This is a genomic window from Klebsiella sp. 141251, assembly GCF_050600725.1.
GTDB lineage: Bacteria > Pseudomonadota > Gammaproteobacteria > Enterobacterales > Enterobacteriaceae > Klebsiella > Klebsiella aerogenes.
The window spans coordinates 1-211 of the sequence record NZ_JAQIRG010000050.1 but is presented as its reverse complement, the minus strand read 5'-3'; the positions used below and the strand labels follow the sequence as shown (position 1 = coordinate 211).

General features: G+C 52.6%; 1 rRNA gene. It reads right to left on the bottom strand.

Going from position 1 to position 211, the window contains the following annotated elements:
• Positions 1–211: ribosomal RNA gene (locus PGR09_RS24610) — 16S ribosomal RNA — on the bottom strand; the annotation flags it as partial.

Genomic DNA, 211 nt, shown 5'->3' with positions numbered 1-211 from the left:
ACGCCCAGTAATTCCGATTAACGCTTGCACCCTCCGTATTACCGCGGCTGCTGGCACGGAGTTAGCCGGTGCTTCTTCTGCGAGTAACGTCAATCACCAAGGTTATTAACCTTAACGCCTTCCTCCTCGCTGAAAGTACTTTACAACCCGAAGGCCTTCTTCATACACGCGGCATGGCTGCATCAGGCTTGCGCCCATTGTGCAATATTCC